Source organism: Frankia sp. EI5c, assembly GCF_001636565.1.
Lineage (GTDB): Bacteria > Actinomycetota > Actinomycetes > Frankiales > Frankiaceae > Parafrankia.
This window is the reverse complement of record NZ_LRTK01000021.1, coordinates 24270-44607: the sequence shown is the minus strand read 5'-3', so window position 1 is coordinate 44607 and position 20338 is coordinate 24270. Positions and strand designations below refer to the sequence as shown.

Here is a 20338-nt window from a genome sequence, read left to right as displayed (position 1 = left end):
CGGCCGGCTGCGGGGGGCCAGGAGGTTCCCGGTCCGGTCGCGGTACGCCCCAGACCCGCCAAGCCCGCCGAGGATCCGCCGCCGGGGAAGGCCCGGCGGCGGTCAGACCAGCAGAGTCGGACTGGCCAGGGTCAGCCCGGTCGGCCCGGTCGGCCCGGTCGGCCGGGTCGGCCCGGGCAGGCGGCCCGGCGGCCGGTTTCCGGTCGGCCCGCGGCCCGCGGGCGGCGAAGCGTCTCCCTCTCCCGCTGGGTGGCGGTTCATCCCGTCGCGTTCGCGCTGGTCGGGGCCGCGGTTCTGCTGCTGCTCTCGGCGCTGGTGGGAGCCCTCGACCTGTTCGCGGTGGGAGCTGTCCTCGGCTTCTGGACGCTGATCGCCGCGACCGGCCTGGTGCTCGGCCGGCCCGGAGTCGACTGGGAGGTGCCGGTCGACCAGCTCCGTCAGGGCCTGCGGCACGCACTCACCGTCGCCCGGCAGGAGGCGGCGAAGGGCGTGCGGCGGCGGCCGACCGCGGGACGGATGCGCAGGAAGGCCCCGGACGAGACAGCCGAGCCCGGGCCGGTCGAGCAGCCCGGGACCTGAGGGCGGCGGCCGCGCGTGGCCGAGCCGGAAGCAGGGTAGAGGACTGCCATGGCTGGGAGCTTGGGTGGTGTGTGCGGGCCGGGGTCGTCGGACCTGCTGGTGACTCTGGCCGGTGGGCTCGACGAGCGGGAACGCGTCGAGACCATGCGGATCATCACGCGGCGGCTTATCGCGGAGCGGGCGGCCGCGGCCGGCGGGCAGCGTGAACGGCAGGTGGACGTCGGCACCCGCAACCGGGCGTCGCGAGCCAGGCGCCCCGCGGGGCAGACCCCCGCGGGCCAGACCCCCGCGCGGCAGTCGTCCGCGGGGCGGGCCTCCGGGGGGCCGGAGTCGACTCGCGACGCGCCGCGGGCCGGCGCCCGGCGCGGCTGACGCGCCGGATCAGCCGCAGCAACCTCCACCGCAGCAGGCGCCGCCCCCGCCCCCACCGGCTGGCGCCGCCGCCATCGCGGGTGCGGCCGCGCCGCGGCTCACCGCCACCGCGGAGAAGATCCGCGAGGTCTCCTGGTGGCCTGCGGGACACGGCGTCGGAGCGGACGTGTCACTGCTGATACCGCGACGCACCTCGAAGGAGACGTGGCACACACGGCATCGGTACTCGTAGGCGGGCACATGCCAAGGATAGGCCGGCAGCGGGCAGTCGCGCCGGCGTGTCGCCCAGCCGGAGGGGTTACCCGGGGGGCCTGATCGTGAGTCGCACCGCGGCATGAACGCCACCTGATGAACATCACTGGACGTGACCCCGCGCCGCCTGTCGTCGCGGTGGTTCTGCGGGGCCGCGCGCCGACGGCGGCCCGTGGCCCGCGGCCCGCGCCGGGCGGCTCCGCGACGAGCGCCGAGCTGCTGCCATCAGCGATGCTGAGCGCGGCTGACCTGGGCGTGGCTGACCTGGGCGTGGACGTGCTGGTCGAAAGCCGCGTCCGCGGGACCGCCGTGGTGCTCGATCCCGCCGGCGCGGTGATGCTGTCCGTGGGGGACCCGAGCGCGGTGATCTCCCCGCGCTCGACGGTGAAGCCGATGCAGGCTGTCGGCATGCTCACAGCGGGGCTCGACCGGGCTTTCGCGGGGCTGCGCGCCCCCGGCTCAGGAGCGCCCGGCGAGGCGCCGGGTATCCCCGCCGAACTGCTCGCGATCGTGGCCTCGTCACACAGCGGCGAGCCCGAGCAGGTGGCCGCCGTGCGCGCTGTGCTGGCGGCCGCGGGGCGTGCCCCGGACGACCTGGCCTGCCCGCCGGATCTCCCGCTCGGCCGCCTCGCCCAGCAGCGGCACCTGGCGGCGGGCGGCGGTCCCGAACGGCTGCTGATGAACTGCTCCGGAAAGCACGCCGGCATGCTTGCCTGCTGTGCCGGGTCGGGATGGCCGACCGAGGGCTACCTGGACCCGGCCCATCCACTGCAGCGACGGATCCGGGCGGTGGTCGAGGAACTTGTCGGTGGCCCGGTGGCGGCCACGGCGGTCGACGGGTGCGGCGCGCCGCTGTTCGGGATTCCACTGCTGGGTCTGGCGCGCGGGATGCGGGCGATCGCCGTCGCCGGCACGGGCCCGGCGTCCCCTCGACAGCGGGTCGCGGCGGCCATGCGGGCCTTCCCGGCCCGCGTCGGCGGGCTCGGGCGAGCGGACACCGAGCTGATGCTCGCCGTCCCGTCGATCATCGCGAAGGACGGCGCCGAAGGCGTGACGGTCGCGGCCACGTCCGCGGGATTCGCGGCCGCGGTGAAGATCGAGGACGGTTCCCAGCGGGCGGCGATGCCCGTCCTGATCGCCGTGCTGTGGCACGCCGGTGCGTTCCACGCCGACGCCGGTGCCGATCTGGCCCGGCTGGCGGAGCTGGCTTCTCCTCCCGTGCTCGGCGGGGGTGTGGAGGTCGGCGCGCTGCGTGTCGTCCTCGACGCGGCCGGTTGAGCAACTGATCGGAAGCGGGGCGAGAGCGTCCGCGGACTGCCCGTGAAGGGTTTCGTGCGTGTCGATGACGGGCGTCGCGACGTGCCCGTGAAAGGTGTTGCGTGCGTGTGGCAGCCGAGGTGTGTAATGCTGTCCGTCACATAAGCCTCACTCTGGGACATGGTCTGGAGGAAGGATCAAGTCGAACGGTACGTTCGGTCACGGGCCGAGCGGCGTTGTTGATCAGTTCTGGCGGGATGGGGAGATGGCCGACAACGCGTTGATCGCCGCACAGGTCGCGACGATTGTCGGCGATCCGCGGGCCGCCGACCACCTGACCATCACCGGGCCCGCGGACGTCCTGCCGAGCCTCTACCGCGTGACGACCCTCGCGACAGCCAGCGTGGCCGCCGCGGCGGTGGGCGCCGGGCGGTTACTCGCCACCAGGAACGCCGCCCCCGCCGGCGCCACCCCCGACGACCAGCCGGCGGTCGAGGTCGACACCCGGCACGCCAGCGCCGCCTTCCGCAGTGAGCGGTACCTTCGGGTCGACGGTCGAGGCCTGCCCGGCCCCTGGGACCCGATCTCGGGCTACTACCGCACCGCCGACAACCGGTGGATCCAGCTGCACTGCCACTTCCCGCACCACCGGGCCGGGATTCTGGAACTGCTCGACGTGCCGAGCGACCGGTCCGAGGTCGAACGGGCGATCGGGCGCTTCGAGGCCGAGTCGCTGGAGCTGGAGCTCCAGGCGATGGGCATGTGCGCCACGATGGCGCGCGACGAGGACGAGTGGCGCTCGCACCGCCAGGCCAGGGCGGTGGCCGAGCTGCCAACCCTCGAGATCGACCGGATCGGTGACGCGGACCCGGTCGCCCTCGCGCCGGCCGACCTGCCCGCCGAGGGCATCCGGGTGCTGGACATGACACGGGTCGTCGCCGGCCCGGTCTGCGGCCGGACACTGGCCGGCTACGGCGCGGAGGTCCTGCGGGTGAGCGCCGCGCATCTGCCCGAGGTCCGCTCGCTGCTCGTCGACACCGGGTTCGGCAAGCGCAACACCTTCCTCAACCTGCGGGTCGCCGCGGACGCGCGGCGGCTGCGGGAACTCGTCTCGACGGCTGACGTGGTGATCCAGGCCTACCGCCCGCGCGCGCTCGACCGGCTGGGGTTCGGCCCGGACGCGCTGGCGCGGCTGTCTCCCGGGGTCGTCGTCGCGACGATCAGCACCTATGGCCGCAGTGGTCCCTGGAGTGGCCTGCGAGGCTTCGACAGCCTGGTCCAGACCGCGTCGGGGGTGGCGCTCGCGGCCGGCCGGGCCGGCGGGGAGGACAGCCCGCGGCCGCTGCCGGCCGAGGCGCTCGACCACGCCACCGGGTACCTCGCGGCCTACGGCGTCCTGGCCGCCCTCGCCCGGCGCGCGGTGGAGGGCGGGAGCTGGCACGTCCGGACGTCGCTGGCGCAGACCGGGCGGTGGCTGCAGGAGATGGGCCACCACGACACGCTCGCCTCCCCGGACCCCACCCGGGACGACGCGCTGGAGTTCCTCCGCCGGTTGCGCAGCGAGTTCGGTGAGCTCTCCTACGTGGCGCCGCCGGGAACCGTCGACGGTCGCGCGCCGGCGTGGACCATGGCTCCCGCGTCGCTGGGAACCAGCCCGCCCGGATGGGAGCCGCGCGAGTAGCGTTCCCGCTCATCCACCCGGCGGCCCGGCCGGCCCGGCCGGCCCGAACGGGCCGGCCGGTGGCTTGCGGTGGCTCGGCGTCGCGTAGGACTGGGTCCAGCGACATCGGGGGCGGCGCCCGCCGGAGGGGACGGAATAAATGATCAGGCGACCGGCCATCGGCGTACTCGTCCTCGCCACCGTGCTGGCGGCGGCCGGTGTGTCGGCCTGCGGCCTCGGCCGCGAGCCGGCACCCGGTGACGGCCGGCGGACCATCACCATAGGCTTCCACGGCATGCTGTCCGGCGACGACCGCAAGCTCGGCCTCAACGCGCTCTACGGGGTGCGGACGGCGGTCAGCGAGGTCAACGCGGATGCCAGCCTGCCGTTCCGGTTGAAGCTCGTGGAGGCCGACGACGCCGGCTCCGCCGACCGCGCACCGGCCGCCGCCCGCAAACTGCGCGACGACTCGGATGTGGTGGCGGTGATCGGGCCGCTGCGTACGAACACCGCGCGGGCCGGCGAGCCGTTCTACAGCGAGGCCGGCCTGCTCTCGATCAGTCCGTCCGCCACCGGCCCGGCCCTGACGGACCTGGGCTTCACCACCTTCTTCCGGGCCATCGCGCCGGACTCGGTGCAGGGCAGGGCGGTCGCGGACTACATCTCGACGGTCCTGGAGGCGAACAAGGTCTACTCGATCGACGACCGCGGCGAATACGGCATCGGCCTGTCCACGGCGCTGGAGGCGGAACTGAACTCCGACGGGGTCGAGGTCCTCCACGAGGGGGTCGACCCGGCCCGGAACTACACCGCCCAGGCCAACAAGATCATCGCCGAGGCGCCGGACGTCGTCTACTACGCCGGCTACTACTCCGAGTTCGCCCGGCTCGCCGCTGCGCTGCGGAACAAGGGCTTCACCGGAACCGTCATGGCGGGTGACGGCGCCCGGGACACCCGTTACATCACCCGGGCGGGCGCGGAGGTCGCCGAGGGCACCTACTTCTCCTGCGCCTGCGCCGAGGTTGCGGACAACGCCGGCGCGGAGGACTTCGTCGCCTCCTACCGGGCCACCAATGACGGGGCCCAGCCCGGGACCTACTCGGGTGAGGCCTACGACGCCACCAGGGCTCTGGTCGACGTGCTGCGGACCGTCGGCGACGACCCCGACCGGCAGACGGTCGCCCGCGCCTTCGCCGACGTCAGCTGGAAGGGCCTCACCCGGGAGATCTCCTTCGAGGCCACCGGCGAACTGCGGCGTCCGACCGTCTACCTGTACAGGGTCGAGGACGGCGAGATCGTGAGCCTGGGGAAGATCTCGGACCTGCTCGCATCCTGATCGCGCCCGGTCCGTCGGGGAGGCCGCCGCGCCGGGCACGGCTCGAAAGCCGTTGCCGGCCGGGTAATCCGTGTGCTGGTAGCGCGGCCGGGGCCGGGAGACGATGCCCCGGCGCAGCGACGTCCGGTACCGGACCGTGTCGGGTTGCCCGCGCGGCCGACCCCGCAGGAAGGCAGGCCTCCGATGCGTGCAACCCAGCCCGTGCCCGCCCAGCCCACCCGCCGGCGGGCGAGTCTCGGTCGGTTGGCCGAACTGTCGCTGGAACGCACCGGGGGAACCGGCGTCCTGCTCTTCGAGGGGCGGCACTGGACGTCCGCCCGGCTCGCGGAGCACGCGTCGCGGCTGGCCGGCGGGCTGCGCGGGGCCGGTCTGCGTCCCGGCGAGCGGGTCGCCGTCTGCATGGCGAACTGCCCCGAGGTCGGAATCACCTATCAGGCTGTCTGGCGGGCCGGCGCGGCGGTGACGCCGATCCTGTTCCTGCTGAGTGAGACCGACCTGCGCCACGTCCTCGCCGACAGTGTCTCGTCCTTCGTGGTGACCACGCCGGACTTCCTGGACAAGGTGCTGGCGGCCGCGGACGGCCTGCCGGCGCTGCGCGCGGTCGTGCTGGTGGGAGACGAACCGGAACCGCCGGCCGCTCGGCCCAGGTCGCGGACGACGGTTCTCTCCTTCGCCGAGCTGGAGGAGGGCACCGAGGCGGGCCTGGTGGACGTCGCCCCGTCCGAGATGGCGGCCCTGCTCTACACCGGGGGGACGACCGGCCGGGCCCGNGGCGTCGTTCTCTCGCACGACAACGTCGCCGCGGCCGCGTGGGCGGCACGCGACTCCCTGCTCGGTGAGGGCAGTCCGACGGTGCTGGCACTCCCGGTGTCCCACTCCTACGGAATGATCGTCAGTGTCCTCGACACCTATGCCGAGGCCCCGGTGCTGACCGTCCTGATGCGCTGGTTCGAACCGCGGCGGTTCCTGGAGCTGCTGGTCGAGCACGGTGTACCGCAGGTAGCGGTCGTCCCGGCGATGGTCAGGATGATCCTCGATCAGGATCTCGACCGTTACGACCTGTCGAAGCTGCGCCGGGTGATCTCCGGTAGTGCCCCGCTGTCGCCGGAGGTGGTCGCCGAATGGTCGCGGCGCCTGCCGGGTGTCGGGCTCGTGGAGGGCTACGGCTGCACGGAGGCCGCCGCGATCGTGACGACAGTGCCCCCGGGCCGCACCAGACCAGGGACGGTGGGGGTGCCGGCGCCCGGCATGGAGATCCGGATCCGCCCCCTCGGCGCCGACGACGAGGAAGGTGCTGGCACCGGCAGCACCGGCAGCGCCGGCACCGGCACCGGGACGGGCGGTCAGCGTGTTGGCGAGATCTGTCTGCGTGGTCCCGCGGTCATGGTGGGCTACTGGCGTGATCCGGAGGCGTCGGCGCTGGCCCTCCGCGACGGCTGGCTGCACACCGGGGACCTCGGTCATCTCGATGCGGACGGCTTCCTGCGGATCGCTGGTCGCGGCAAGGACCTGATCATCCGCGGGGGGTTCAACGTCTTTCCGCGCGACGTCGAGGACGCGATGCGTGAGCATCCCGATGTGGACGACTGCGCGGTCGTCGGGCGGCCGGACCGTCGGCTGGGAGAGGAGATCGTCGCCTTTGTGTGCCTGCGGCCGGGGGCGGCCTCGACGGCCGAGGACCTGCTCCGGTTCGGCCGGGAGCGGCTCGGCCCGGCGCGGTACCCCCGTGAGATCCGTCCGCTCGCCGCGATACCGCTGACCAGCATGCTCAAGGTCGACCGGAGGGCGCTGCGGTCACTCCTGGCCGACCCGGTGGAGGCCCCGGACGGATCAGGCCCGGCTGACGTGGCCGGTTCGGCCGGTTCGGCCGAAGCTCGGCAGAAGTGAGCCGTTCGGTCAGCCGGTGACCGCTACCCGACGGCCGCGCCGACGACCGCGTGCCGGCGGTCGCGGGTACCGGCCGGGCGCTCGACCGGCACCGATGTCCCTCAGTTCGGTGTGCCACGGCCGGCGGTCGGGTCGGCTCGGCGGGTTTCGTCATAGGGTTGCCTCTGTCGAAGCTTTCACTGACGCAGAGGTTTTTGTCGCGCATGGTGCCGCCGCCGATCAACGGTGATACTCCGCCCAGTGGTCGCCTGGCGGGCCGGGTTGCGGTGGTGACCGGTGCCTCCAGCGGCATCGGTTACGCGGTCGCGCTCGAGCTGGCGGCTGCCGGCGCCGCCGTCCTGGCGACGGGGCGGGACCGCGCGGCGTTGTCCCGGCTGGCGGGCGCCGCGGCTCACCGCGGGCTGGCAGTGCGCGTCCACCCGGCCGAGATCACCGCGGCCGCGGGCCGCGAGCGGCTGGTCGAGACGGCGCGGAACCAGCTGGGGGACATCTCGATCCTGGTCCACTCCGCCGGCGTCTACCACAGCGGCCCGATGAGCCTCGCCAGCCTGTCCGACCTCGACGATCAGTACGCGGTCAACCTGCGGGCTCCGTATGCACTGACGCAGCTGCTCCTGCCGGATCTCACCCGTACGGCCGGCGACATCATCTTCGTGAACTCCACCCAGGGGCTCGCCGCCAGCCCGGAGGTCGGCCAGTACGCCGCGACCAAGCATGCGCTGCGGGCGATCGCGGACAGCCTGCGCGCGGAGCTGGGGTCGAAAGGGCCGCGGGTCTGCACGATCCTCCCCGGCCGGACGGCGACCGCGATGCAGAAGAGAGTCTTCGAGCTGGAAGGCCGCGACTGGGACCCCGAAGGGCTCATGCAGCCCGAGGACGTCGCGGCGATGGTGCTCTCCGTCCTGGAACTGCCGCGCCGGGCCGAGGTCACCGACATCGTGATGCGGCCGGCCCGAAAGGTGTCCTGAGGCCGGCGGGGCGTCCTGTCCTCGCTGATGCCCGCCCCGAACCGGGCGCGTGAAATCCCTGACCCCGATCCGCCAGACAGGAGTCCCCGTGCTCAGAGCGGCCAGATTCCTCGCTGCCCTCGCTGCCCTCGCCGTCACCGGCGCCGCCCTGCTGGGTACCGGCACCACCGCGTCCGCGGCGACCCGCGACCCGGTTGTCTTCGTCCACGGCTTCAACGGTTCGACGTCCACCTGGACGGACCTGGTGGCCGACTTCCAGGCGCACGGCTATCCCGCCGCGGATCTGGTGATCTTCACCTATGACTCGACCCAGTCGAACGTGACCACGGCGAACGAACTGGCCGCCAGGATCGACGCGGTTCGGTCCGCGACCGGGGCGGCCAAGGTCGACCTGGTCACCCATTCCATGGGCGCACTGTCCACCCGCTACTTCCTGAAGTCGCTGGGCGGGACGCATGCCGTCGACGACTGGGTTTCGCTGGGTGGGCCGAACCACGGGACCGACACCGCCGTGCTGTGCGGCTGGCTCTATCCGGCCTGTGCGGAGATGAGCCCCGGCTCCTCCTTCCTGACCGCGCTCAACGCCGGTGACGAGACGCCCGGGGCGGTCAGCTACGGCACCTGGTGGTCGCCGTGTGACGACATCGTCAATCCTGATTCCACCGTCGCGCTCGCGGGGGCGACGAACACGCCCACCAGTTGCCTCGGTCATTCCGAGCTGCATGACGACGACGAGGTCGCCGCTTCGGTGCGGGCGTTCATAGCCTGACCGGCGGCGATCCGGTCGCACTGGAGTGGTGACTCCGGGTGGGGGCACCCGGAACTCCGCACTCCGTCCGGTACCTTGGGGTCTGCCTGAAGCGCACAGGTCTGCCCTGCCCTCGCCGTTTCATGGCGTTCAGTCGTCGACGTGCTACCTGGCGCCGCGGTTCACATGAGGAGCTTGGCGGAGATGACCGATTTCCGGGGTCGGACCGCGCTGGTGACGGGGGCCTCCTCCGGCATCGGCGCCGCACTGGCCGAGGCGCTCGCCGCGCGCGGCGCGGATCTCGTCCTCAGCGCACCGTCCGAGGAGCGGCTGCGGCCGGTCGCGAGCCGGCTGCGGGTCCTGCACGGCGTGGACGTACGGATGATCCCGGTGGATCTGGCCGGCGAGGCCGGTCCGGACGAGCTGGCCGAGCGGACCCTGGCCACCGGCCGGGAGATCGACGTGCTGGTGAACTCCGCCGGCTTCGGCACCCGCGGCCGTTACGAGGAGCTCGCCGCGGAACGAGACCACCACGAGGTCATGGTCAACGTCGTCGCGGTCGAGCGGCTCACCCACCGCTTCGTGCCCGCGATGGTCGAGCGCGGCCGCGGAACCGTGATCAACGTTGCGTCGACCTCGGGGTTTCAGGCCGTGCCCTACATGGCCGTCTACGGTGCCTCCAAGGCCTTCGTGCTGTCCTTCTCGATCGCGCTGTGGGCCGAGTACCGGTCACGCGGCCTCCAGGTGCTCGCCCTGTGCCCGGGGCCGACCGACACGAACTTCTTCGAGGCCCTCGGCTCCCGGATGAGCGCGGGCGGCCGACTGCGCACCACCGACGAGGTCGTCACCAGTGCCTTCCGCGCGCTGGACCGCGGTCAGCCCTATGTGATCGACGGTCGGCTCAACTACCTGACGTCGAACGCGTCCCGCCTGCTCCGGCGTGGGTTCGTCGCGGCGGTCACCTCCAGGGTGCTCGGCCCGAGCGGGCGCGGGTGACCTTCGGCCCGGACAGGCGCCAGTGCCCTGGACTGGAGCCCGCCCAGCGGGAGGATGGCCTCCATGGGCGCATACCGGCGGGCGTACGACGAGTGGCGGACCGACCCGGAGGGCTTCTGGGCCGCGGCCGCGCGGGCCGTCACCTGGACCCGGCCGCCCGGCCGGATCCTCGACGGCGACACCCCGCCCCGCTACCGCTGGTTCCCTGACGCGGAGCTCAACACCTGCGCGAACGCCCTGGACAGGCATGTCGACGCCGGCCGCGGCGACGACCTCGCGCTGGTCTACGACTCCCCGGTGACCCGGACCGCGCGTCGCTACACCTTCGCCCAGCTCACCGAGGAGGTGGCCAGGGCGGCCGGCGCGCTCGCGTCGCTCGGGGTCGGCCCCGGCGACCGGGTCATCATCTACCTGCCCATGATCCCCGAGGCGGTCGTGGCGATGCTGGCCTGCGCGCGACTCGGGGCGGTGCACTCGGTCGTCTTCGGCGGGTTCGCCGCTCCCGAGCTCGCCGCGCGCATCGACGACGCCCGGCCCAGGGTGGTCGTCAGCGCCTCCTGCGGCATCGAGCCGACCCGCCTGGTGCCGTACAAGCCGATGCTGGACGAGGCCGTCGAGCTCGCCGGCCACCAGCCGGCCGCCTGCGTCATCGTCCAGCGTGCGCAGTGGCGCTGCGAGCTTGCCCCCGGGCGGGACCACGACTGGGCGGCGCTCGTCGCGGCGGCCGAGCCACACGGCCCGGTGCCCGTGGCGGCGACGGACCCGCTGTACATCCTCTACACATCCGGGACGACCGGGCGCCCGAAGGGGATCGTGCGGGACAACGGCGGCCACGCCGTCGCCCTGGCCTGGTCGATGCGCAACGTGTACGGCATCGGGCCGGGGGACGTGATGTGGGCCGCCTCCGACATCGGCTGGGCGGTCGGCCACTCGTACACGGTCTACGCGCCGCTGCTCGTCGGGGCGACGACCGTCCTCTACGANGGCAAGCCGGTGGGTACGCCGGATGCGGGTGCCTTCTGGCGGGTGGTCGCCGACCACCGGGTGAACGTCCTGTTCACCGCGCCGACCGCCATCCGGGCGATCAAGAAGGAGGACCCGGCGGCCACCCTGGTCGGCCAGTACGACCTTTCCAGCCTGCGCGCGCTGTTCCTGGCCGGTGAGCGCCTCGACCCGGCGACCTTCGAGTGGGCGACCGGGGCGCTCGGCCTCCCCGTGATCGACAACTGGTGGCAGACGGAGACGGGATGGCCCATCTGCTCCTCCCCGTTCGGCCTGGAGGAGATGCCGCTCAAGGCCGGCAGCCCCTCGGTTCCCATGCCCGGGTACGACGTGCGGGTGCTGGGCGCGNCCGGTGCGGAGGTGCCGCGCAACACCGAGGGCGCGATCTGTGTGCGGCTTCCGCTGCCTCCCGGCGCCCTGCCGACGCTCTGGGAGGACGACGACCGCTACCGCGCCTCCTACCTTTCGGCGTTCAGCGGGTACTACCTGACCGGCGACGGCGGCTTCGTGGACGAGGACGGCTACGTCTTCGTTCTCGGGCGCACCGACGACGTCATCAACGTCGCCGGCCATCGGCTCTCCGCCGGTTCGATGGAGGCGGTTCTCGCCAGCCATCCGGCGGTGGCGGAGTGCGCTGTCGTCGGCGTGGCGGACGCCTTCAAAGGCCAGGTGCCACGTGGCCTGGTCGTCGTGAAGAGCGGGGTGCGGATCACGCCCGAGGCACTGGAAGACGAGTTGGTGGCGCTGGTCCGGGCCGAGATCGGACCGGTGGCCTCGCTGCGGCGGGTCGACGTGGTGGCCGCGCTGCCCAAGACCAGGTCTGGCAAGATCCTGCGCCGGACCATGCGGGAGCTGGCCGACGGCCGCTCGCCAGCCGTTCCGTCCACCATCGAGGACGCCGCGGTCCTCGACGCCATCCGGCCCGTGCTGGCGCCCGATGACCTGACCTGACCTGACCTGATCCTGGCCCGACCCGATCGGCCTGGTGAGCGCCGGGCCCGGCCGCGGGGGCGACCGCCTGGCCCCGGCCGCGTCCGTTACGCGTGCTCGTCCGCGGGTTCCAGGTGGTCGACGTAGGCGTCGGCCACCCGGTCGAGCTCATCCGGGGGGTAGCCGAGGTCTCGGCGGACCGCCCGGCGCCCGACGAGCAGCAGGTGCAGCATGTAGTCCGGGATGTCGGCGCCCTCGCATCGCTGGAAGCCCATGGTGAACCAGGTGTGCGCCTCCTGGAGGCGGCCGTGGTCCGCCAGGGTCTCCGCCACCGCCGCGTAGACGTCCGGATTCGCGGACCGGCTCGCCTTGATCTCGGCGCGCAGGGCCGTGATCTCGGTCTCGGTCTCGCTCTCGCTCTCGGCCTCGGTCGCGTGGTCCGTCTCGCCGGCCCGGCGCGACGCGGGCAGGCCGACGGCCTGCTCCCGAGCCTCGGCCCGCGCCCTGTTCCGGCGCATGAGGGCATCGTGCAGCCAGACCCGCGGGTCGATCTCCGCCTCGTCGCCGCTCGTCGCCAGCGCGGTCGCCGCCCGGTAACAACGCACGGCGTCATCCCAGCTGCCGGCGAGGCCGTGCTGGTCGCCGGCATGGACGAGCAGGACCGTGGCGCTTACCTCGCCATGGAGCTCGGGCCGCGCCGCGAGATCCTCGAAGCGGGCCGCGGCCTGCCGATGGCCGCCGTTTCCCGCGGCACTGAAAACGATCTCGTCGACGTCGTCCTGGGTGAGCACACCAGCCATTGTTTCCTGCGGGCCCGCGCGCCGGTCGTCGACCCCGCCGGCGTGTTCGGCGCCGGCTGGATCTGCGGCCGGCACCGACGGAAGCGTGGCGCGGGGTCAGCCGGGGAGGCGGCGCCGCGCGGCGAAACCGAGGTCGGCCCGGTGGTACCAGGCGAGGTCGGGCTCGCCCTCGATCCAGCAGAGCAGAACGCTTTCGCCATCCAGAACGGAGGGAAAGTCAATCAGCAGCGGGGCCGCGCCCTTGACCTGGATGCCATGGGCGGGAAACCAGGCCAGTGCCTCGGACAGCCAGGCCTGCAGAGCCTTCATCTCTGCGAGGCCGCCCCTGGGCGACGACGCGCCGTCCGCGAGGGCGGCGCTCAGTTCGGTGAGATCTGCCCGGCGCGCGACGAACTCGGCGGCACGCTCGTGGATCTCGGGCATGAGAGCACGGGCCTCGTCCACGGAGAAGATCTGGTCCACACAGCCCAGTCCATCATGCCGCGGCCCGCGCGGACCGCGGCTGGTGGCACCGAACGGCACGCACGTTCGTGGAACACGCCGGGTGGTACCCGCGGAGGTGACGGCTCAGGCCCGGCGGGCCATTTTCAGCGTCTTCTCCAGGTGGTCCCGGTCCGCGTCGGTGGAGCGGCCGTTCGTGGCCACGGTGGGGATCTGATGGCCACCGCCGAGGACGAGATCGGTGGTGTGCCGCATGCCCATGTCCCGCTGCTCGACGTCGAGGATCGCCTCTTCCACCCGGTACAGTTTCTCGATCTTCGCGACCTTGGCCTCCACCTGGGCGGCGACGATCCGCAGCCGCCGCTCGGCCTTCGCGAGCCGCCGCTCCAGCCGGCGGTCGACGACGTTCGGCATCGGCTCGTCCCGCTCGGTCGGATCGTGCAGGTACAGCTCGACTACCACGGCCACCAGCGGGATCAGGGCGGTGAAGAGGATCGCGGGGCCGTCCCCGCCGTCGCTGGCCGCGCCCTGGATCCGGACCAGGATGCCCGCGATCGACAGCAGCAGGAAGATGACCGAGGTCAGCGACAGCGCCAGCGCCGACGACCGCGAGGTGACGAGCTGTTCGCGGATCTCCGCGTCGACCTTCACCGTGCCGGCGTCCGCCGCCTTGAGCAGCTGTAGCTGCGCCCGGGCGAGAATAGCGCCTTTGATCGCATGGGCGAGCACCATTCCGGCGATGAAGACCGCGATACCCAGGATGCCGCCGAGGAACCAGCTGACGCCGTAGTCCGCGGCGTCGGTGAGCACGCCGTAGGCCTCGGCGAACACGAAGAAGTCGAGGGAGCCGAGCACCGTCAGGACGAGCAGCCGGACCGGCGGCGCGAAGTGCATCTGCGGGATGCGTTCCTGGATGCCGACACTGCGCCAGAGCCGCCCCTGCTCCACCTTGTTCTTGACGAGCTCCGTTCTGCGCTCCCGGCGTTCCGCCCGAGAGTCGATCTCCATCCGGAGTCCGGCTATCAGCTCCTCCAGGGTCCGCGCGTCGGCGCGGACGGCAGCCCGGACTTCCTGGACCTCGGCCTCCTCCAGGCTCTTGAGGACCTTCGGCCGGGTCTCGGCGCCCGCCAGCGCGATATCGGCGTCCCCTACCTGGCGGATGAGCTGCTTGGCCAGACGTCCCGGCCGATTTCCCCTGCGCAGCACGTGCTGGTCTCTCTTTCCGTGTCTTCGTGCGGACGGCCTCGGTGGTCTGGTGGACGGCCTTCCCAGGTCCGGTCAGCCGCAGCAGCCAGAAAGCGGAACGGAATGCTGAATGCTGAGATCGACGGAGTGGAGTGGGAGCTGGAAGGTCAGCGGGCGGAGCGGGTTTCAGTCAATCGGGCGGGCAAAGGTTCCCCCCACGAAGCAGAGCATGGCGCAGACGATGCCGAGTACCGAGGCGACCATGGCCTCCCGGGCGCCCTCCGTCTCGTCACCGGCGAAGACCATGGTGAGAACGAGGGTGCCGACACCGACGACGGCACCGATCGCGCCGAGCATGAAACGGCGCGCGATCGTCTCCCGGGGCGGCAGGCTGGAGAGGGCGTCGATCGGCGCGATCCGGCCGGCGCGGGCCCGGTTGCCGACCCGGCGGCGGATGTCCCGCAGCCGGAAGGTGTTGCCGGCGATGAAGAAGCTGACCGCGGTCACGATCATCGATCCGGTCACGGAGACCCGGGCGAACGGTGACGACAGCGTGAGCCAGACCCAGACCTCCAGCACCGCGAGCAGGACGAGGCAGGTCAGGATGACCACCGTCGACCGCATCAGAGCCGGGCTGAAATGCTGGTCCTCAGGTTCGAAAAGGGCGCCCATCGGTCGCCTCCTTGCGGTGGTGGCGGTGCCGGTGGCGGCTGGGCCCGTGGTGGCTGGTCCGGCGGTGCCCGCGGCGGTGGCTCGGCCGGTGGTGCCTGGTCCGGCGGTGGCCGGCCCGGCGGCGGCCGGCCCGGTGGGGTGGGCCCCGGGCAACCGGGGCATGGGAGCGACGTCAGCCGCAGTCACTGCTGATCCGGCGGCACAGTTCGCCCTTGAGGTAGCGGGCGATGTCCTGCTGGGGCTTGGTGGCGGCACCGACGTTCACGCCGAGGAACCGGACCTTGCTGTCCGCGATGGGGCGCAGTTGCTGCGTCTCGGGGGAGAAGCAGCGGCGCACCATCGCCTCCGCGATCTGGACGGAGGCCTTCTTCCCGTCGACGTTGAGGCAGTCGGACGTCTCGCCGGAGCCGAGGAGGTCGCTCCAGACCACGACGGTCGCCGAGCCCATCCGCACTCCCGGCGCGGCCCGCAGCGTGGCGATCTCGTCGTTCACCCCGGAGAGCAGCTTGGTGACGCTGCCGGTGGGGCTGACGTGTTCGCTCTGGACCACGTGGTCGATCTCTTCGGTCAGGGCTTCGACCGCCGCGGTGCGGTCCTTCTCCTCGCGGGTGTCGTTGTTGCGGTCGATTTTGAAAAGAGATCCGCCGTCGAAGCAGTCGGAATAGGTCAGGGCCGCGTCTCCGCCGCCGCTGGCGACCAGCCGGATGTACTGGCCCTCCCGCAGCGCGGCGTCGAGGTAGGGCCGTAGGCCCTCGGCCACCCGGCCCGCGTTCTCCGCGGAATTGTCCGAGATATCGAGGTACAGCATCAGCAGGGGGGCGGTGTCGTCCCCTTTGGGGGCGTCGTCCTGGTAACGGGCGCAGTCGACCGGGCCGGCGGCTTCGCGGCCGAGCATCGAGTCCATCGCGTCGCAGCCCGCCAGCGCCGGTGCCGCCAGCAGCGCCGCCGCCAGCAGGCCGGCGAGCCGTGACGCCGAGGCCGGCCCGGTGTCCTCGGAGCGCGGACGGGTCATCCCGGTCACCTCAGCACGATCTCGACCCGGCGCCGGCTGGCGTCCGCGACCTCGTCAGCGGCGCCCTCCTCGCCCCGGGCGACGACCTCGAGCAGGGACGCGGGGATGTCCTCGCCCGCGAGGTACGTCTGGACGGAGGTGGCACGCTGCCGGGACAGTTCCAGGTTGTGCTCCGTGGAGCCCAGGCCGTCGCTGTACCCGACGATCTGGACGCGCCCGTCGTGTTCGCGGATCTGGGGCACGATGCCGGCCAGCGCCGCGGCCGCTTCGGGGCGCAGGACCTCGCTGTCGGCGTCGAAGAGGTAGTCCGCGCTGACGGTGGAGACCCGGCTGCCGTCGGCCTGGGTGATGAAGCTGCCCAGCGGGGGAAGCGGATCCGCGACCACCGTCGGTGGCACTCTGGTGGCGTGCGGGGCAGGGGTGAAGGTGGACGCGGCCGCGTCGTTGGAGCAAGCTGCGGTTAGCCCGAAAAAAGCGGACAGCACGAACGAAGCGCACACAGCGGTTCCGGAGCGCCGGCGCCCTGCGGACCCGGCACCTCCGGTGGTGCGAAACGCGTGATACACGGTCGGCCCCCAACAGCGAGTGCGGCGCCAACCATAACCGCGCCGAACTGTGCTGCTTCACCCAGGCTTGGGCGTTGTGTCAACAGTGGGGTATGGCCGTTCCGTGTTGACGTCGAGAGGGGTGCGGTGATGCCCGGGATGACGGGGTTGGCCGCCGGGCATCCGGTGCAGCCGCGCCGCGCGGCGGAGGAAACCGGGGCCGGACTCGGGGCCGGACTCGGACTCGGGGCCGGGGCCGGACCCGGAGCCGGCGAGCGGTTGACCGCCCACCGGCTCCGGCACTCAGCGGCGTCGGGCGGTGTTCACCGCGAAGACCGCCAGCGGCGGAATCACCATCGCGGCCGCTGTCATTCCCAGCGCCACCGGAATGGAGTAGAGCCGAACAACCGCGCCCGCCAGCGCGAACAGCGCAAGGCACAGCGCCATCGAGACCAGGTACCGCCGCCGGGCACGCCGGTCCGGGCCCCAGGCCGTTCTTTCCTCGTCCGACCAGGTTGCCCAGGTCTCGGGCTGCCCTGGCTCTCCCGGCTGGCCGGGCAGACCGTCGGCCGGCTGCGGGCGGCGGCGCGCACGCCGCCGCCCGCCGGGGGAGCTGGCCGGCAGCGGGCCGTTGCCGGCCCCCTGCCCGGTGGGGCCGTACTGCCCGGTGGGGTCATACTGCCCGCTCGGGTCATACGGCCCGGCGGGGTCGTACCCCTTCCCCGAGGTCGGTCCCGCTCCGGCGCCGGTCCAGGGGCCGGGTGAACCCGGTCCCGTTCCCGGCGGGCCTGCCGTGCCGGTCTGGTCGCCCGGGGGTCCCCAGCGCCCGGACGTCCCCGGGGCTCCCGGGTTCGGCCGGCCACCGGACCCCGGCCGCCGGCCCGAAGTGGGCCGCCCGTCCGTGGTGTGACCGCCGGGTGTGCCGCGTCCCTGCGGCGACCGTGCGCCGCCGGAACGCCCCGGCTGGTCGTAGGCGTCCAGCAGATGGGCGAGCCACAGATCGTGGGCACGCCGCATACCGGGATCACTCAGCACCCGGTATGCCGCGTTCACCCGGAGGAACGCGCGTTGGGATCCGCCGGCGTCCGGATGAGCGCGCTTCACCACGCGGCGATAGGCAGCGTGGACTTCCTCGTCCGAAGCCGTGGGTGCGATCCCGAGCACCTCGTACATCGAGGCCCGCAAGTACTGGGCCGACTGACTTTTTGGCGTATCACGCATGGCGATCACCTCCCGGCGCCCGTGCAGTGGGGCGTCGCGTCGACCTGGTCCCCACCGTAGGCCGGAACCGGGGGATCGGCCTGCCCCGCTCGCGGTGAGCGAGACCACGGATGGCCCGAAGGTCGGTCGCCGTCAGTGCGGTCTGGCCGTGACGAAGATCGATGTTGACGGCACGAACTGCCCTCGAAGGGGGCCCCACTGGCCCCACACCTCGTTGTGCCCCTCAGGCCATTCCGGCTCGATGACGTCGACTAGTTGCAGGCCAGCGGCAACGATCTCGCGTACGCGGTCGCCCATCGTCCGGTGTGCCTCTATATAGAGCGGCTCGCCGGTCGCGGAATGCTCCGTGTACGCGCGTCGATCGAAGTAACTGTGGACGACGACTAGCCCGTTGGCGTCGGGGGCATCCGGCAGACACCACACGAAGGGGTGAGTGGTCGAGAAGACCCACCGGCCTCCCGGCCGCAGAACGCGGGCCACCTCCNGCATCAGCGCCGCGCTGTCGGCGACGAACGGGACGGCTCCGAAGGCCGAGCAGGCGATGTCGACGCTCTCCGAGCGCACCGGCAGCGTGATCGCGTCCGCCTGGACGAGCGGAACCGGCACCCCGGTGCGTTCGTTGAGCGCGCACGCCTGGGCGAGCTGCCCGGCGGACAGATCGGTGGCGACGACGGTGGCCCCCTGCCCGGCCAGCCAGCGCGCGCACTGGGCGCCGCCGCACCCGATCTCCAGCACGACCCGGCCCCGCACGTCGCCGAGGAGCCCCGCCGTGGACTCGCGCAGACCTTCCGGGCCCCAGCAGAAGTCGACGTCACCGAGGAAGGCGCCGTGTTCCGCGTAGTAGGCCGCGGCCTCGTTGTCCCAGTAGTAGCGGCTGGCGGCCCGGGCGCCGTCGGAGTCGATCTCGGTGTAGCCGTAGGCGGGGCTGTCGGAAGTGTCCACGGCCGTCATGCTCGCATCGCGCCCGGCGCGGCCGGGGGCCGGTGCTACGAGCGGACGTGGGTGACGGCGGCGCCGATCACCGCCCGGTCCTCCACGATGCTCACCGGGGTGTAGACGACGGTGCCGTTGGCCTCGCGGTCGACGAGCCGCCCCCGGCGGCTCTCCCCGACGACCCGGGCCCGGCCGGTCAGTGAGTCCAGGCCGACCTCGCGGTCCGCCGGGCCGAACGGGCCGGTGCCGGCCAGCCCCACCTGCCGCGGGGCCTCGGTGGCGTAGACCCGCACGACCGAGCCGGGCACCGTCGTCCAGCGCAGCACCGTCCCGCCGAGGGTGTCGCGGGCTTCGAGGTCGACGACGGCGCGGGGCCTGGCGATCACTCTGGCGGTGACCTCGGCGTAGGTCTCCGGCCGCAGGCCGTCCGACTCGTCACCGGCGGCGACCCAGACGCGATAGCGGTAGACCGCACCGGCCTGCACATCGCTGTCGACGAAACTGCCGCGGAAGCCCCGGTAGCGGCGCATCGCTCCGCGCACGGACGACGCCTCGTCGTGGGTCCGCTCGATGACCACCTCGTCGTGGCCGGGCAGCGGGCGCCAGGACAGGGCGACGGCGTCGTCGGCCATGTCGGCGCGCAGGGCCGTCACCGGGGGCAGCACCATGCGTACCGGGCCTCGGGCCGGAGCCGACCTGGCCGGACCGCCCCGGCCCGGCCCGATCCCGCCCGGACCGAACCCGCCCGGACCGAGCGCGGCGACCTCGTGCCAGACCCGGACCCCCCGGGGGACACCGGCGTCGAACAACTGGGTCGCGGAGGTGATCCCGAGGCTGCGTTCCCGGCGCCCGTTCTCGGAGTCCGGGTCCGCGACCACGCGGACCACGCGGTAGGCCTCGGCTCCGGGCACGGGCGTCCAGGCGATGAGCAGCGCCCCGTCCTGTTCCAGGACGGTGACCTCCGCGGGCGGCGGCGGGGGCCCGCCGGCCGGGACGCCGTCGGGCCCCGGTCCCGCGCCCGAGCCGACGTCTGAGCCGACGCCCGTGCCCGGGCTGACGTCCGTGCCCGAGCTGACGTCCGTACCCGGGCCGGCGTCCGTGCCCGGGGTGGGGCCGGTGGGGCTGGCCGCGGGCTGTGCGGGGCCCCCGGCCGGCGATCCCGGCGCGGCCGGGATCGCCGGGATCGAGAGGGTCGTCGGCGCGTCGGGGTCGGGAAGGGTCGGCGCGTGTGGAGGCGGCGGGTCGTTCCCGGCCCGGGCATGCCAGCCCAGACCGTCCGCGCGGACGACGGCCCGGCTGTCGCTCCCGCGGCCGTCCGCCAGCCCCGGCCGGGCGGCGGGTTCGGCGGAACCGGACGGACCCGGGTTCTCGCCGAGGAGGGCGGTCCCGGTCGTCAGGGAGCCGTGGCCGCCGGTCGTGGCGCCGCCCAGCGCGGTGGTGTCGCCCGCCCGGGGGGTTCCGCTCGCCGCGAGCAGATCGCCGAGCATCGACAGCGCGGCTCCGGCCGGCAGCCGCCGCTGCGGTTCCTTCTCCAGCAGGCCN

General features: G+C 73.1%; 18 protein-coding genes and 6 pseudogenes. 13 read left to right on the top strand and 11 right to left on the bottom strand.

Going from position 1 to position 20338, the window contains the following annotated elements; genetic code table 11:
• Positions 1-249 precede the first annotated feature (249 nt).
• Both UG55_RS28470 and UG55_RS29465 read left to right on the top strand, forming a co-directional pair.
• Positions 250-579 carry a hypothetical protein gene (locus UG55_RS28470; RefSeq protein WP_128422954.1) on the top strand — a complete coding sequence of 110 codons (330 nt, stop codon included), beginning with the start codon at positions 250-252 and terminating at the stop codon, positions 577-579.
• Positions 580-627: 48 nt separating this feature from the next.
• Positions 628-951 carry a hypothetical protein gene (locus UG55_RS29465; protein WP_199865114.1) on the top strand — a complete coding sequence of 108 codons (324 nt, stop codon included), beginning with the start codon at positions 628-630 and terminating at the stop codon, positions 949-951.
• A 9-nt stretch (positions 952-960) separates the two neighbouring features.
• Here UG55_RS29465 and UG55_RS27210 read toward each other — a convergent pair whose 3' ends face one another.
• The gene (locus tag UG55_RS27210) at positions 961-1191 is read right to left on the bottom strand and encodes a zinc ribbon domain-containing protein (RefSeq protein ID WP_083986703.1); all 231 of its coding nucleotides are present in this window, start codon (positions 1189-1191) and stop codon (positions 961-963) included.
• Between the two features lie 243 nt (positions 1192-1434).
• Between UG55_RS27210 and UG55_RS12175 the strand changes: the two genes are divergently transcribed.
• The 11 genes and pseudogenes from UG55_RS12175 to UG55_RS35945 all read left to right on the top strand — a co-directional run.
• The gene (locus tag UG55_RS12175) at positions 1435-2481 is read left to right on the top strand and encodes an asparaginase (protein WP_066067298.1); all 1047 of its coding nucleotides are present in this window, start codon (positions 1435-1437) and stop codon (positions 2479-2481) included.
• A gap of 244 nt (positions 2482-2725) precedes the next feature.
• Entirely contained in the window at positions 2726-4141 is a 1416-nt protein-coding gene (locus UG55_RS12170; protein ID WP_066067159.1) for a CoA transferase, read from the top strand.
• A 139-nt stretch (positions 4142-4280) separates the two neighbouring features.
• A complete protein-coding gene (locus UG55_RS12165; RefSeq protein ID WP_066067157.1) occupies positions 4281-5456 on the top strand; it encodes a branched-chain amino acid ABC transporter substrate-binding protein in 1176 nt (391 codons plus the stop codon).
• A gap of 183 nt (positions 5457-5639) precedes the next feature.
• A pseudogene (locus UG55_RS35960) lies at positions 5640-6226 on the top strand (AMP-binding protein); the annotation flags it as partial.
• Position 6227: 1 nt separating this feature from the next.
• The coding region (locus UG55_RS12160; protein ID WP_242424222.1) for a class I adenylate-forming enzyme family protein at positions 6228-7343 on the top strand (1116 nt) is incomplete at its 5' end.
• A 203-nt stretch (positions 7344-7546) separates the two neighbouring features.
• Positions 7547-8311 carry an SDR family oxidoreductase gene (locus UG55_RS12155; RefSeq protein ID WP_066067153.1) on the top strand — a complete coding sequence of 255 codons (765 nt, stop codon included), beginning with the start codon at positions 7547-7549 and terminating at the stop codon, positions 8309-8311.
• 88 nt (positions 8312-8399) lie between these two features.
• Entirely contained in the window at positions 8400-9080 is a 681-nt protein-coding gene (locus UG55_RS12150; protein WP_066067151.1) for a triacylglycerol lipase, read from the top strand.
• 183 nt (positions 9081-9263) lie between these two features.
• Entirely contained in the window at positions 9264-10055 is a 792-nt protein-coding gene (locus UG55_RS12145; RefSeq protein WP_066067148.1) for an SDR family oxidoreductase, read from the top strand.
• A gap of 63 nt (positions 10056-10118) precedes the next feature.
• Positions 10119-11038 (top strand): annotated as a pseudogene (locus tag UG55_RS35955) (AMP-binding protein); the annotation flags it as partial.
• Position 11039: 1 nt separating this feature from the next.
• Positions 11040-11405: pseudogene (locus tag UG55_RS35950) on the top strand (AMP-binding protein); the annotation flags it as partial.
• Position 11406: 1 nt separating this feature from the next.
• Positions 11407-12008: pseudogene (locus UG55_RS35945) on the top strand (AMP-binding protein); the annotation flags it as partial.
• Positions 12009-12094: 86 nt separating this feature from the next.
• On the opposite strand, the gene UG55_RS12135 reads toward UG55_RS35945, so the two are convergent.
• The 10 genes and pseudogenes from UG55_RS12135 to UG55_RS12095 all read right to left on the bottom strand — a co-directional run.
• Positions 12095-12787, bottom strand: a complete 693-nt coding sequence (locus UG55_RS12135; RefSeq protein ID WP_066067143.1) for a hypothetical protein — start codon at positions 12785-12787, stop codon at positions 12095-12097.
• A 96-nt stretch (positions 12788-12883) separates the two neighbouring features.
• Positions 12884-13249 (bottom strand): DUF2203 domain-containing protein, encoded by a 366-nt coding sequence (locus tag UG55_RS12130; RefSeq protein WP_199865113.1) that lies wholly within the window; start codon positions 13247-13249, stop codon positions 12884-12886.
• 105 nt (positions 13250-13354) lie between these two features.
• Positions 13355-14434 carry a hypothetical protein gene (locus UG55_RS12125; RefSeq protein WP_066067139.1) on the bottom strand — a complete coding sequence of 360 codons (1080 nt, stop codon included), beginning with the start codon at positions 14432-14434 and terminating at the stop codon, positions 13355-13357.
• A 165-nt stretch (positions 14435-14599) separates the two neighbouring features.
• A complete protein-coding gene (locus UG55_RS12120) occupies positions 14600-15085 on the bottom strand; it encodes a hypothetical protein (RefSeq protein WP_066067138.1) in 486 nt (161 codons plus the stop codon).
• 172 nt (positions 15086-15257) lie between these two features.
• Positions 15258-16097, bottom strand: a complete 840-nt coding sequence (locus tag UG55_RS12115; RefSeq protein ID WP_066067137.1) for a hypothetical protein — start codon at positions 16095-16097, stop codon at positions 15258-15260.
• 5 nt (positions 16098-16102) lie between these two features.
• Entirely contained in the window at positions 16103-16582 is a 480-nt protein-coding gene (locus tag UG55_RS12110) for an OmpA family protein (RefSeq protein WP_242424220.1), read from the bottom strand.
• A 363-nt stretch (positions 16583-16945) separates the two neighbouring features.
• Positions 16946-17863, bottom strand: a complete 918-nt coding sequence (locus UG55_RS12105; protein WP_066067295.1) for a J domain-containing protein — start codon at positions 17861-17863, stop codon at positions 16946-16948.
• A gap of 132 nt (positions 17864-17995) precedes the next feature.
• A pseudogene (locus UG55_RS35940) lies at positions 17996-18347 on the bottom strand (class I SAM-dependent methyltransferase); the annotation flags it as partial.
• Between the two features lies 1 nt (position 18348).
• A partial coding sequence (locus UG55_RS35935; RefSeq protein WP_242424219.1) for a class I SAM-dependent methyltransferase occupies positions 18349-18814 on the bottom strand: 466 nt, incomplete at its 3' end.
• A gap of 35 nt (positions 18815-18849) precedes the next feature.
• Positions 18850-20337: pseudogene (locus tag UG55_RS12095) on the bottom strand (serine/threonine protein kinase); the annotation flags it as partial.
• Position 20338: the final 1 nt, after the last annotated feature.

What these genes read in the sequence shown, in the direction of transcription:
- UG55_RS29465 (WP_199865114.1), top strand. Translation starts at nt 628, where the DNA reads ATGGCTGGGAGCTTGGGTGGTGTGTGCGGGCCGGGGTCGTCGGACCTG.
- UG55_RS12175 (WP_066067298.1), top strand. Translation starts at nt 1,435, where the DNA reads ATGCTGAGCGCGGCTGACCTGGGCGTGGCTGACCTGGGCGTGGACGTG.
- UG55_RS12170 (WP_066067159.1), top strand. Translation starts at nt 2,726, where the DNA reads ATGGCCGACAACGCGTTGATCGCCGCACAGGTCGCGACGATTGTCGGC.
- UG55_RS12165 (WP_066067157.1), top strand. Translation starts at nt 4,281, where the DNA reads ATGATCAGGCGACCGGCCATCGGCGTACTCGTCCTCGCCACCGTGCTG.
- UG55_RS12155 (WP_066067153.1), top strand. Translation starts at nt 7,547, where the DNA reads ATGGTGCCGCCGCCGATCAACGGTGATACTCCGCCCAGTGGTCGCCTG.
- UG55_RS12145 (WP_066067148.1), top strand. Translation starts at nt 9,264, where the DNA reads ATGACCGATTTCCGGGGTCGGACCGCGCTGGTGACGGGGGCCTCCTCC.
- UG55_RS12135 (WP_066067143.1), bottom strand. Translation starts at nt 12,787, where the DNA reads ATGGCTGGTGTGCTCACCCAGGACGACGTCGACGAGATCGTTTTCAGT.
- UG55_RS12120 (WP_066067138.1), bottom strand. Translation starts at nt 15,085, where the DNA reads ATGGGCGCCCTTTTCGAACCTGAGGACCAGCATTTCAGCCCGGCTCTG.
- UG55_RS12115 (WP_066067137.1), bottom strand. Translation starts at nt 16,097, where the DNA reads ATGACCCGTCCGCGCTCCGAGGACACCGGGCCGGCCTCGGCGTCACGG.
- UG55_RS12105 (WP_066067295.1), bottom strand. Translation starts at nt 17,863, where the DNA reads ATGCGTGATACGCCAAAAAGTCAGTCGGCCCAGTACTTGCGGGCCTCG.